This window comes from Flavobacterium chungnamense (assembly GCF_039539165.1).
GTDB lineage: Bacteria > Bacteroidota > Bacteroidia > Flavobacteriales > Flavobacteriaceae > Flavobacterium > Flavobacterium chungnamense.
Genome location: NZ_BAABCS010000019.1, coordinates 1 through 12999, shown reverse-complemented (window position 1 = coordinate 12999; position 12999 = coordinate 1). Strand labels below are relative to the sequence as shown.

The 12999-nt window shown below is 29.3% G+C and carries 13 protein-coding genes and 1 pseudogene; all 14 read left to right on the top strand.

Going from position 1 to position 12999, the window contains the following annotated elements; genetic code table 11:
- Positions 1 to 14: 14 nt before the first annotated feature.
- On the top strand, positions 15 to 1088 hold the full coding sequence (locus ABD771_RS10320) for a ketoacyl-ACP synthase III (protein ID WP_345094205.1): 1074 nt from the start codon (positions 15 to 17) through the stop codon (positions 1086 to 1088).
- 73 nt (positions 1089 to 1161) lie between these two features.
- Positions 1162 to 1404 (top strand): hypothetical protein, encoded by a 243-nt coding sequence (locus ABD771_RS10315; protein ID WP_345094203.1) that lies wholly within the window; start codon positions 1162 to 1164, stop codon positions 1402 to 1404.
- 4 nt (positions 1405 to 1408) lie between these two features.
- The gene (locus ABD771_RS10310; protein ID WP_345094201.1) at positions 1409 to 2161 is read left to right on the top strand and encodes an SDR family NAD(P)-dependent oxidoreductase; all 753 of its coding nucleotides are present in this window, start codon (positions 1409 to 1411) and stop codon (positions 2159 to 2161) included.
- A gap of 4 nt (positions 2162 to 2165) precedes the next feature.
- Complete coding sequence (locus ABD771_RS10305; protein WP_345094199.1) at positions 2166 to 3569, top strand: AMP-binding protein; 1404 nt, start codon at positions 2166 to 2168, stop codon at positions 3567 to 3569.
- Positions 3553 to 4191, top strand: coding sequence for an MBL fold metallo-hydrolase (locus ABD771_RS10300; protein ID WP_345094197.1), 639 nt, complete (start codon positions 3553 to 3555; stop codon positions 4189 to 4191). Before ABD771_RS10305 ends, ABD771_RS10300 begins: the two co-directional genes overlap by 17 nt.
- Positions 4192 to 4195: 4 nt before the next feature.
- Positions 4196 to 4915 (top strand): sugar transferase, encoded by a 720-nt coding sequence (locus ABD771_RS10295; protein ID WP_345094196.1) that lies wholly within the window; start codon positions 4196 to 4198, stop codon positions 4913 to 4915.
- Positions 4912 to 6063: a LegC family aminotransferase gene (locus ABD771_RS10290; protein ID WP_345094194.1), complete on the top strand. Its 1152-nt coding sequence runs from the start codon at positions 4912 to 4914 to the stop codon at positions 6061 to 6063. The genes ABD771_RS10295 and ABD771_RS10290 overlap by 4 nt, the downstream gene beginning before the upstream one ends.
- 11 nt (positions 6064 to 6074) lie before the next feature.
- Positions 6075 to 7286 (top strand): UDP-N-acetylglucosamine 4,6-dehydratase, encoded by a 1212-nt coding sequence (locus ABD771_RS10285; protein ID WP_425556477.1) that lies wholly within the window; start codon positions 6075 to 6077, stop codon positions 7284 to 7286.
- 10 nt (positions 7287 to 7296) lie between these two features.
- Complete coding sequence (locus ABD771_RS10280) at positions 7297 to 7968, top strand: sugar transferase (RefSeq protein WP_345094192.1); 672 nt, start codon at positions 7297 to 7299, stop codon at positions 7966 to 7968.
- A 17-nt stretch (positions 7969 to 7985) separates the two neighbouring features.
- Positions 7986 to 9649, top strand: a pseudogene (gene glmS / locus ABD771_RS10275) (glutamine--fructose-6-phosphate transaminase (isomerizing)).
- A gap of 28 nt (positions 9650 to 9677) precedes the next feature.
- The gene (locus ABD771_RS14335) at positions 9678 to 10142 is read left to right on the top strand and encodes a VanZ family protein (RefSeq protein WP_425556479.1); all 465 of its coding nucleotides are present in this window, start codon (positions 9678 to 9680) and stop codon (positions 10140 to 10142) included.
- Between the two features lie 378 nt (positions 10143 to 10520).
- A complete protein-coding gene (locus ABD771_RS10270; protein ID WP_345094190.1) occupies positions 10521 to 10889 on the top strand; it encodes a hypothetical protein in 369 nt (122 codons plus the stop codon).
- An 814-nt stretch (positions 10890 to 11703) separates the two neighbouring features.
- Positions 11704 to 12327 carry a LuxR C-terminal-related transcriptional regulator gene (locus tag ABD771_RS10265; protein WP_345094188.1) on the top strand — a complete coding sequence of 208 codons (624 nt, stop codon included), beginning with the start codon at positions 11704 to 11706 and terminating at the stop codon, positions 12325 to 12327.
- On the top strand, positions 12324 to 12749 hold the full coding sequence (locus tag ABD771_RS10260; protein ID WP_345094186.1) for a cysteine peptidase family C39 domain-containing protein: 426 nt from the start codon (positions 12324 to 12326) through the stop codon (positions 12747 to 12749). Before ABD771_RS10265 ends, ABD771_RS10260 begins: the two co-directional genes overlap by 4 nt.
- Positions 12750 to 12999: the final 250 nt, after the last annotated feature.

The following is a 12999-nucleotide window of genomic DNA, read 5'->3' as shown; positions in this document are numbered from 1 at the left end:
TCAAACCAAAAGACATGATTTTAAGTAAAATAAATAACATTAAAATTTCTGGAGTTTCTGTTGCATTACCAACTAAGCTATTAGAAAGCCAATCCTATTATAGTCAGTTTGGTAAAGAAAACGTAGATAAATTTATTGAAATGACTGGTGTTGGTAGCGTTTGTCGTTCTGTTCCTGAGCAAACAGCTTCAGATTTAGGTTATTTATCGGCAAAACGACTTATAAATGAAAGAAATATAGACGTCTCTGAAATAGGCTTATTAATTTTTGTAAGTCAGAAGCCCGATTATCGAACACCTGCTTCTTCCTATATCATCCATGAACGATTGAATCTTAGCGAAAATTGTATGTGTTTTGATATCAATCTAGCATGTTCAGGATTCCTTTTTGGATTGCAAACCGCAATGAGTCTTCTAAATTCATCCAATTCTAAAAAAGCATTATTAATTACCGCTGATACTTCTGTAAAAACAATTTCCGAACATGACAGAACAATGATAATGCTCTTTGGAGATAGTGGCTCTACTTTATTATTAGAAAAAACAGATGAAAATATCCAAGCAAGTTTTGGTGTTCGTTCGGATGGAAATAGGTTTAAAAGCATTATTACTCCGTCTGGGGCATATAGAAATCTTAACGCTTCTGTTGAGTCGGTAAGTTGGAGTGACGGTATAATAAGATCGGACTATAACACCCACATGAAAGGGATGGAAGTATTCGGATTTTCAATTTCAGATGTTCCGAAGTTAATTTCAGATTTTTTGATAGAAATTAATAAGACTCCCGAAAACTTTGATCATTTTGTTTTACATCAAGCAAACCTTTACATCTTAAAGCAATTATCTAGAAAAAATAAAATCCCGATGTCGAAAATTCCTATTTCTTTAGATAGATATGGAAATAATAGCAGTAATTCTATTCCTCTTGTTTTGGCAGATCATTTTTCCGCCACAGAAAACCTTACAATGAGTTTGTTTTTTAGCGGATTTGGAGCTGGTCTATCATGGGCGTGTGCAGATGTAGTAATTAATACAAATGCAATTTTACCGATTTTATTTACAGATGAATATGATTTAAGGTACAACTAGACGATATACTGTGTCTATAATTAAATTAATAATAAAATGACTTTTGGTCAATTACTTTCAAAAATATATAAATATGGAAAATTTAGAGAATTACAAAACTGTTTTTAAGGATGTATTTGAAGTTGAAGATGAGGTACTCAATGACTCATTTTCTTCCACAAATGTTGATAGTTGGGATTCAATTACTCAACTTCATTTGGTAACATCAATTGAAGATATGTTTGACGTAATTTTAGATACAGAAGATATTCTTGGTTTTAAATCCTTTGAAAACGGAAAAATAATTTTAAAAAAATACGATATAGTATTAGAATAATAGTATGGAAGAACGATTGTTGGAAAACAAAATTTGTGTCGTAACAGGTGCTTCCAAAGGAATTGGAAAGGCTATTGCAACAATGTTAGCAAAAAAAGGTGCAGTTGTGTACGCTGTAGCAAGAGACATAGCTTCCCTAGAAGATTGGTCTATAGAATTATCAAACAATTATAATACAAGAGTAATTCTTTTATGTTTGGATGTAACAGATTATGACACTGTAAAAAAACAAATCATCGAAATAAAATCAAAAGAAGGTAGAATTGATGTGTTGGTTAATAATGCAGGAATGGTAACCTATGAAATGATTCCTATGATTGACATGAATCGATTTAAGCAAATGTGGGAAGTAAATGTAACGTCAGTATTGTTTTTAACGCAGCTTGTTTCACGAATTATGTCTCGACAAAAAAAAGGTTCAATAATAAATATTTCAAGTTTGGTAGGCGAAAAAGGTGCTTCTGGTCAAACCGCTTATGCAACAACTAAAGGCGCAGTCATTGCCTTAACAAAATCTGCTGCCAAAGAATTGGCACCGCTAGGAATTAGGGTTAATGCTATAGCTCCAGGAATGGTAGCAACCGATCGTTTTTTAAATGAAATGGAATCAAGATTTAAAAACAAAACAGACCAAATAGGAATGGGCAGATTAGCTGAGCCAGATGAAATTGCTAATCTGAGCGTCTTTTTAGCTTCTGATGCATCAGCCTATATCACAGGACAAATAATTGGAATTGATGGTAGTATAGTTTTTTAATTTTATGAAATATTTTTATAATTTCCAACAACACAATCAGGAACAAATTGCTCTACTAGATGAGCAAAATCTTTCGCTAACTTACGGTGAGTTATCCAGTTTTATTAATTCTGTAAAGGATTTAATTCCTACTAGATCACTGGTTTTTCATTTTTCTGAGAATTCCGTACCATCTGTAGCACTTTATTTAGCATGTTTATCAAATCGAGCTGTACCAGTATTATTAAATCCTCTAACAAATCAAGAATTAATAGATAAGTTGTTAAATAATTACCAACCACAATATTTAATAATTCCCCAAAAAATGTGGAGTTGGTTTAACACAGCTGTGGTTTATGAGTACAAAAATTATAGAATTATAGAATATTCTCAAACCAAAATAACACTGTTTGAAGACTTAGCTTTATTACTTCCAACGTCTGGTTCTACTGGAAGTCCTAAAATGGTGCGTCACAGTTATCAAAATATTTGTACAAGCGCATCAAATGTAGCTTCGTTTTTCCAATTGAATCATAATGATCGTCCTGTAGTTTTATTACCAATGTATTATACCATGGGTTTGTCTGTAATAAATAGTCATTTAGAAGCAGGAGCAACACTATTACTTTTTAATGGTAGTATGACAGATACTTCATTTTGGAATATGCTTAAAAGCAAATCACCAACAAGTATAACAGGTGTTCCCTATACTTTTGAAATTCTTAAAAAATTACGATTTTTTAAAATGGACTTCCCTTCTTTAAAATTAATAACACAAGGTGGAGGAAAGATGTCTGAAGATTTATTACAAGATTGTATTCAATATGCAAAAGATAATAATCTAAAGTTTATTCCAACTTATGGTCAAACAGAAGGAACAGCTCGAATGGCTTTCCTTGATAGTGGCGAAGTGGAAAGAAAAAAAGGAAGTATTGGAAAAGCAATTCCAAACGGAAAACTAACTGTTATTGATAATCAAGGGATAATTACCAACGATGGCGAGGCGACTGGTGAAATGGTTTTTCAAGGACCAAATGTAACACTTGGTTATGCAGAAAATATTTTAGATTTAAATAAAGAAGATGAACGAAAAGGATACCTTGAAACTGGAGATATTGTTAGAAGAGACGATGAAGGATTTTATTTTATAATAGGTCGAAAATCAAGATTTTTGAAATTATTTGGTTTGCGAGTTTCACTAGACGAGTTAGAATTATTGATTAAAGATAACTTTCATATAGAATGTGTTTGTAAAGGAAATGATTCTATTATGAATGTTTACATAGCTAACGAGAACCTTTTGTCAGAAGTAAAAGAATTTATAATTCAAAAAACCGGCTTGTATCACAAATGTGTTACAATTAAATACATTGTTGAGTTTCCTAGAAACGAAACAGGAAAAATATTATTGAATGCAATTGAAGATTGATAGATTAATAAATCCTTACAAAGAATCAAATACTTACTTGGTATCTATTGATGATAACAGAATTGTAATGATTGATTTTGGCAATTATCCAACCGATTTGCTTAATGAATATTTAAAAAATAATAATAAGCAATTAGTAGCAGTTTTTTTAACTCATGAGCATTGCGATCATTGTTCTGGAATTAATGAACTTGGAGATTATCATGATTTTGACTTGTATTGTTCTGAAGCTTGTGCAATAAATATTGAAAATGAAAAGCAGAATCTATCTTGTTATATTCAAGATTTGAAACCTTTTAAAATCCTTCAAAAAAAGCGAAAAGTATACGATGGAGAATTGATACAACTTGGAGGTTTAACGTTTGAAATAATGATAACACCGGGACATAGTCCTGGAGGGATTTCAATTTTTGTAAAAGACTTTGTTTTTACTGGCGACACTATTTTAGAGGAAGGAAAGCCTTATTTAGCATTTCCTCATAGTAACAAAAGTGATTATCTTATCTCAATTACTAAATTATTAAATCGAATACAAAACCAAACCATACTTCCAGGACATGGAGATGATTTTCAAATGACAGAGAGCATTAGAAAAAAATTAAAATTAACCCTAGAGCATTAGAAAAATGAATAGTAAATACCTTTATTTAAAACGCTTTTTTGATTTTCTGTTTGCATTAATTGGAATACTATTATTAGTTCCTGTTTTTATTCCGATAATTATTTTATTAAAGTTTACAGCAGAAGGAGAAATATTTTATAGACAAGAGAGAATAGGAAAATCCATGAAATCGTTCTATATTTTGAAATTTGCAACCATGCTAAAAAACAGTTCTAAAATAGGACATGGTAGTTTAACAGTTAGAAATGACCCAAGAATTACTAAAGCAGGAGTGTGGTTACGAAGAACAAAAATAAATGAATTGCCTCAATTATGGAATGTTTTAATTGGTGATATGTCGTTTATTGGTCCAAGACCATTGTTACTCAAAGGAATTGGAATGTACAGTGAAGAGGCTCGTTTAAAGATAGTTTCCACAAAACCAGGAATTACAGGAATTGGCTCATTAATTTTTAGAGATGAAGAAAAACTGGTCACCATCTACAACGAAAAAGGATATGACTCAAAAGAATATTATCAATTGTATATATTTCCTTTCAAAGGACAGTTGGAAAGTTGGTACATCACGCGTCAATCATTTTTATTAGATTTTAAAATTCTATTTGCCACATTCTGGTCGGTACTTACCAATCAAATCAACTTTATTTTTCGATTATTTCCTTCTTTGCCAAATCGACCTGAAATACTAACACAAAATTATTTATTAAAATTAAAAAAAATATGATTCCTTTATCAGTACCACAACTTGCAGGAAACGAATGGAAGTATGTAAAAGACTGTTTAGACACTGGCTGGATTTCTTCAGCAGGTTCGTATGTAAACCAATTTGAACAATTAGTTGCTGATTTTGCAGGTGTAAAATATGGTATTGCTTGTATGAATGGTACCGTTGGTTTACATATAGCACAAGTTGTTGCAGGTGTTCAAGCTTCAGATTATGTTATCACACCCAACATTACTTTTATAGCCACTTTAAATGCTATTAAATACACTGGTGCAAGTCCAATATTGATTGATGTTTTACCCGATTCTTGGCAAATGAACTTAGCTCTTTTAGAGTCTTTTTTATCCCAAGAATCAGAATTGAAATGCATTAACGGACAATGGAATTCGTATCGAAAAGAAGATGGTAAACGCATATTTGCCATTATGCCTGTACACGTTTTGGGGAACATGGGTGATATGGATAAATTACAAGAACTTGCAACTGCTTATCATCTTGTTATAATTGAAGATAGTACTGAAGCCCTTGGTTCTTACCATAAAGGGCAACATGCAGGGTCTTTTGGAAAATTTGGTGTTTTTAGTTTTAATGGAAATAAAATTATTTCAACAGGTGGAGGTGGAGTTATTGTAACAAACGACGAAGCGTTAGCCCAAAAGGCAAAGCATCTAACAACTCAAGCAAAAGTTAGTGCGATGGAATATATTCACGATGAGATTGGATATAACTATAGATTGGTTAATATCTTAGCCGCTATTGGTGTTGCACAAATGGAGCAATTTCCAACACTATTAGAAAATAAAAAAAGAATGGATGACTATTACCGTTCAGAGCTTTCTGAAATTGGTGATATAGAATTTCAAATGGTTTTGCCTTGTGTAGTAGCTAATTGCTGGTTGTTTACTTTCAAAACTAAATACATGCGTGAACTCTTAGATTATTTGAATTCAAATGGTGTTCAATCTCGTCCTTTTTGGTTACCAATGAATCAATTAGAAATGTTTAAAAATGATATATATGTCACTGAAAATAACAATTCTAATGAAATCTATCAAACTTCTATCAGTATTCCAAGCTCGGCAGGAATAACTAAAGCAGAAATGGCAATTGTTGTTCAAACAATAAAAACATTTTATTCAAAACTTTAAATCATATAAAAATGAATATTATAGACATTCCAATGTTTATTAAGGAATATATTACGAAAAGGCCAACAAGTTTATTTGCTCCAGATATTGAAAAATACAAATTGCAATTAACTGAAAAAATTAAGGGCAAAAATGTTCTAGTTATTGGAGGTGCTGGAACTATAGGTTCGTCATACATCAAAGCAATTCTAGAATTCAAACCTAGTAAATTAGTAGTAGTTGATACCAATGAAAACGGATTAACCGAATTAACTCGCGACTTAAGAAGTGCACCAAATCAATACGTTCCGCAAGACTACATTACCTATCCAATGAGTTTTGGTGATCCGGTTTTTGAAAAAATGTTTTTGACGCATGGTCCTTTTCATATTGTTGCCAATTTTGCAGCACATAAACACGTTAGAAGTGAAAAAGATCAATTTTCTATTGAGGCAATGATTGAAAACAATGTATTTAAAGCCAAAGCATTTTTAGATTTGTTATTAAAACATAAACCAGAGCATTTCTTTTGTGTTTCAACAGATAAAGCTGCAAATCCTGTAAATGTTATGGGAGCTTCCAAAAAATTAATGGAGGAAGTAATCATGGCATACAGTTCTGAAATTCAAATTACAACCGCAAGATTTGCCAACGTTGCTTTTTCTAATGGCTCATTATTGGCAGGTTATATCGAACGACTTTTCAAAAATCAACCCATATCATGTCCTTCCGATGTAAAACGCTTTTTTGTATCTCCAGAAGAAAGTGGCCAAATCTGTATGTTAGCGTGCATGCTTGGTGAGAGTGGTGAAATATTCTTTCCAAAATTAGAGGAAGAAGAACAAGCCTTTTTTAAAACAATCACTTTAGATTTTTTTAAGGCTTCTAATCGAGACATTCAACTTTGTAATTCAGATGATGAAGCTAGAACTCTTGCTCATCAATTAGAAGAAAGCAAACCTTATCCGGTTTACTTTTTCGATTCAGACACCTCAGGAGAAAAATTGTATGAAGAGTTTTATACAGAAATAGACGAAATAGAAATGGAACAATTTGAAAGTTTAGGAGTGATAAAAAATGCTCGAAAACTTCCTATTTCACAAATTGAAGATTGTGTCGCGGATCTAAAAAACACTATGAATCTGGGTAAATATGATAAACAATCTATAGTTGATAGCTTAAAAAAATACTTACCCGATTTTCAACATATTGAAACTGGAAAAAGTTTAGACCAAAAAATGTAAATAATAAAAAATGTATTTAATATTCAAACGTACTTGCGACATTTTAATGTCGTCCATAATGCTATTAATTCTATCTCCTTTATTAATTCCAATAGTTATTGGATTAAAATTAACAGGTGAAGGATACATTTTTTACAAACAAGAAAGAGTAGGTTTTAAGAACCAAAACTTTTCTATTCTAAAATTTGCGACCATGCTAAAAGATAGCCCAAACATGGCAGGAGGCATCATGACAACAAAAAAAGATCCAAGAATAACTCCGATGGGAGGATTTTTGCGTAAAAGTAAAATAAATGAATTACCTCAATTAATCAATATTCTTCTTGGTGACATGAGTTTTGTTGGACCTAGACCTGTTATGCCACAAAGTTTTAATGCCTATCCAGAGAATGTTAAAAAAGTCATTTATAATGTAAAACCAGGTTTGACAGGTATTGGATCTATTGTTTTTAGAGATGAGGAACAATTAATTTCTAATATCAAGGAAAAAGGATTAGATACTTGGGATTTTTATTCTAATAAATTATATCCTTTTAAAGGTAAATTAGAAATCTGGTATCAAAGTAATCAAAGTTTTAGTGTAGACTTTAAAACAATTGTGATAACTGCATGGGTCATTATTAATTCGAAAAGTAATTTAGTTTATAAAATCTTTAAATCTCTTCCCAAAAGAGAATTTTAATTAACAAAAAGTAATATATGTGTGGAATTGTTGGATATATTGGGTATAGAGAAGCTTACCCAATCGTTATAAAAGGATTAAAGCGATTAGAGTACAGAGGTTATGATAGTGCTGGAATCATGCTGTATGACGGAACAGATTTAAAAGTTTCCAAAACTAAAGGAAAGGTTTCTGATTTAGAAGAAAAATCATCCAAAGAAATTATAACTAATGGAACCATAGGTATGGGGCACACACGTTGGGCAACCCATGGAGTTCCAAATGATGTAAACTCACATCCACATTTGTCTAATTCTGGAGATTTAGCAATTATTCATAATGGAATTATTGAAAATTATGAACCACTTAAAAAAGAATTAATCAAAAGAGGCTATGTTTTCAAATCGGATACAGATACCGAAGTTTTGATTAATCTTATTGAAGATGTTCAGAAAAAAGACAATTTAAAACTTGGTAAAGCGGTTCAAATTGCCTTAAATCAAGTTGTCGGAGCTTATGCAATTTGTGTTTTTGATCTAAAAAAGCCAAACGAAATAGTTGTGGCTCGTCTAGGAAGTCCTTTGGCAATTGGAGTGGGCGAAGGTGAGTTTTTTATAGCATCAGACGCATCTCCTTTTATAGAATATACTTCAAATGCTATTTATTTAGAAGATGAAGAAATGGCAATTGTGCGTTTACACAAGCCAATGAAAATAAGAAAAATTAAAGACGATTCTTTAGTTGATCCTTATGTTCAAGAATTGAAAATGAATTTAGAGCAGATAGAAAAAGGGGGTTACGATCACTTTATGCTTAAGGAAATTTATGAGCAACCAAATGTAATAAAAGACACTTATAGGGGAAGACTTCACGCTAACAGCGGCTTGATTCAAATGGCTGGAGTTGAGGATAATATTGAAAAATTTCTTAATGCAGATAGAATACTAATTATTGCATGTGGAACTTCTTGGCACGCAGGTTTAGTTGCCGAATATGTTATTGAAGAATTTGCAAGAATTCCTGTTGAAGTAGAATATGCTTCTGAGTTTAGATACAGAAACCCAATTATTACAAATAAAGATGTAATTATCGCTATTTCACAGTCTGGAGAAACGGCAGATACGTTAGCGGCAATCAAATTAGCTAAAGAAAAAGGGGCCTTTGTTTTTGGTGTTTGTAACGTTGTAGGTTCGTCAATATCTAGAGAAACTCATGCGGGAGCATACACTCATGCTNTAAAGAAATTGCTACTATTTATAAAGATGCGCCCAATTGTTTATACTTGGGTAGAGGATATAATTTCCCAGTTGCTTTAGAAGGAGCTTTAAAGTTAAAAGAGATTTCTTACATTCATGCAGAAGGCTATCCAGCTGCAGAAATGAAACACGGACCGATTGCATTAATTGACGAAAAAATGCCAGTAGTTGTTATTGCTCCTAAGCAAGGACATTATGACAAAGTGGTTAGTAATATTCAAGAAATTAAATCAAGAAGCGGAAAAATTATTGCCATTGTAACCAAAGGTGATGTTCAAGTAAAAGGTCTTGCAGACCATGTGATTGAAATTCCCGAAGTTTCTGATGCGCTTTCACCACTTTTAACTACAATTCCGTTGCAACTTCTATCATACCATATTGCTGTGTTAAGAGGATGTAATGTTGATCAGCCAAGAAATTTAGCAAAATCGGTAACGGTTGAATAGTAAAGTTTTCAAATTTTTTGATAATACAATGACTCAAAAAAAAAGGAGCTATTTAATTATAATATGTCTTTTATATTTTTTTTTAGTTTTTCATATAGTTTTTCTTCTGGACTACAGATTGAATGAAAACTTTTACGGTAGTATCAATATTATTCCATTTTATAAAAGCTATATTTTTTTTTTAAATTGTGAGAACTCAAATTTTTGCCATAAAATAAGTTTTTTAAGAGAGTTTTTCGGTAACATCATCTTATTTTTCCCTTTCTCTAAAGCTTTAGAAATTGTATTGCAAAAAAAATTAACATTTAAGAAAAAATGTTTTTACATATTCATTACATCGTTTAGTATAGAATTTTCACAATATCTCTTCAACTTAGGTATTATGGAAGTAGATGATATAATTTTAAATTTTTCAGGTGGTATTTTAGGTGCCTACTTGCTAAATTGTCCAAAAAAAGTTTTTAAGTTTAAAAAATGTACTAAGCCATATTAAAGATAAGATTATAGGGTTGTCAAGACAATCAAAATTTTATAGAAAATTAATACTTAATATAAATTTTACGGGTAAATAAGAATGTTTTTTAGTGATTTTAATAGATTGCTAATTTTCAGTTTTTTTATGATTTGGTTAAATAGAGATTTCTTTTTACCCGTTTTTTATAAAACCTCAATTTTATGAGCTATTGCTTAAAAGTAATTTTAAGCTAATATTTATAAATATGTTAAGATATAGATATAAATCAAATAGTTTAGAAATTTATATTCTTTTAGTTTTTTTTATAATGGTTTCAGAAATAAAAATAAAATTAGAATCAAATCTTGATATAACTTATATAATTCCAATCTAAACAATTTTATTTAATGTTCAATAATGAAAACAGATAAGAAAAGTATCTATATTATAGGTGATATACCAGCAATATTCCATGATGACACAATAGAAAAATTCAAAAATGCCGAATTAGACATGATGTCTAAGGGATTTAGAGTATATAATCCTTTGTCAGAAATCAATCCAGAAGCAAGAGGTCTTAATAACGAATTAAAAATTAAAAATATTCAAAACTTATTTAAAAGTGATGCAATATATTTATTACCATGTGCAGATATTAATCAAAATAATTTAGAATTAAAAATATCTATATTATTAGATCTATTGGTAATACATTGTCTTGACATAAGCAAAAAGAAATCAAAAAGAAAGATAAATAATAGTATTGATGTTAAATTTACTAAATAGTTTTTAGATGAAAAAAGTCAGCTTTATTAAATAAGATTAATTTAAATTCGGGAGTCATATAAAATATTAATGAATAGCATTTTTAACCAATTTATATAAATTAAGAGCCGATTTAATACAATGGATTAAACAAAATTAGATGGCAAATTAATTTAATATTCAAGCAGTTAAAACAAAATTTTCGTTACTTTATTTTTAGTAGACAACAAAAATGCTATTAAAATAGAGATTTATTGTGTACTGATTATTAATTTATTACGGGTTTAGATTAACTCTTATTTTAAATTATTAACATTAATTCTTTCTTAACATTTATTGCCAACTTTTTTGCCTACAAATAAATATTATTCGTCTATACTTAAGTCAATCTCAACGAATAAATAAGATACAGCGATACATATCCAATAATTTTACAAAGAATTAAAGAACTAATTTATTGTTGAATAGTTATGATTTATTAAATTCAACATAAATAATATTTCTTATATTTTTATTTATTTCAAGAAATAGCGGTAAGAAAAAAATATTTAATTGTTTACTTCATTATTAAAAGTAAGTAAACAAAATTCTTTGTCAGGTAAACAAATTAATTTTTTAAATTAATTTTTGATGTTTTTTTGGGGGCAAATTTAACATTAGTTTGCCTGACTTTTTTTATAACAAAAAAATTAGCTATGAATAGAAATGTGAATTTAATTAAACTTTAAAAAACAATTCTCTTAATAAAATTTAAATCTATTATCAATCTTAGCAACTAATTTCAAGGTCATTATTTATTATACTTTAACAAAAAAGACATTTCAATTTTATTACCATGAATATTAATGTATTGCTATCAGTAGACAACGATATAGTTCAAAAAGGATTATCTTCAATAATCCGAGAAGCAGTTTTAGGAAGCTGCATTCACTATCACAAAAGTTCTGATATTATTGAAAAAATTCAGTTTGATTTTTTTGATATTTTAATATTTGATTTAAAAAATAATAATGAACAGGATATTGATTTGATAAAAAAAATAGTAGAACTGAAGTTAAAAACAAAAATTTATATTTTTTTGCATACAGCTTTAAATATTAAAACAGTAAAATTAATCAAACACAGTTCAATAGAAATTATTACAGTTTCTAATACTCAAAAAGAAATAGTTAAAAAAATTGTATTCAATTTACAAAATTTTAAAAGTAAAAACTCTTTCAAAATCAAAAAATTCACCAAACTTAAAACACTTGAGATGCTTTTGTCTGAGAGAGAATTGGAAATTGGATTGATGTTAATTAATGGGGAAACGATAACTTCTATATCAGAAAAAAAATCAATTGCAACATCAACTGTAAGTACCTACAGAAAAAGAGTCTTTGAAAAAACCAAAGTGAATAACATTATAGAGTTAGCCAAATTATTCAAAAAATCAAATTATAAAACACTTCTACAATGATTAATAATGTTTTATTAAAATATATTGTACAAACTGAACAACCTTCAGATGGAGGACTTGAATCACTATTAAAGGTAATTAAGTTTTATAATGGGACATCTTCTATAAATAATTTAAATTTTTTGATTCAAAAGTATTATCCTAAAACTTCATATGCATTATTAAATGAAGTTGCCAAAAATAGTGGATTAATCGGCGTGATTTGCAAAGATATTGAATTAAATGATATAATTGAATACAACCATCCCATAATAATTAAATTTTTAAGCCAAAAAGGGAATATACATTATGTTCTTTTTAATTCTTTCAGTAATACAAATGGCTTTCATATTTGGGATTCTAGAAAAGGATATTATTCTCTTACAAAAGAAAGTTTTGAAGACGTTTGGTTTGAAAAGGATTGTCTCGCATTTATTTGTTAAATTATAGATTCCTTAATAATCAATTTGTAAATTACTAGTACAGGTATATAAAACTTCCTCAATTTTATGAGGATTTTTTTGTCTCTATTTGTAAAAAAAACATCCTGTATTTAAATACCTATAAGTTAATTGTTTAGAATTTTATTAAATAACGTGAGTTCGATATAAAAGTGTAAAAATATTTGGGTAAAAAAGCAAAAGTTAGTATATTTAAAGTGTTGAATTTTAATATTTTAACTAAACTTTTGCT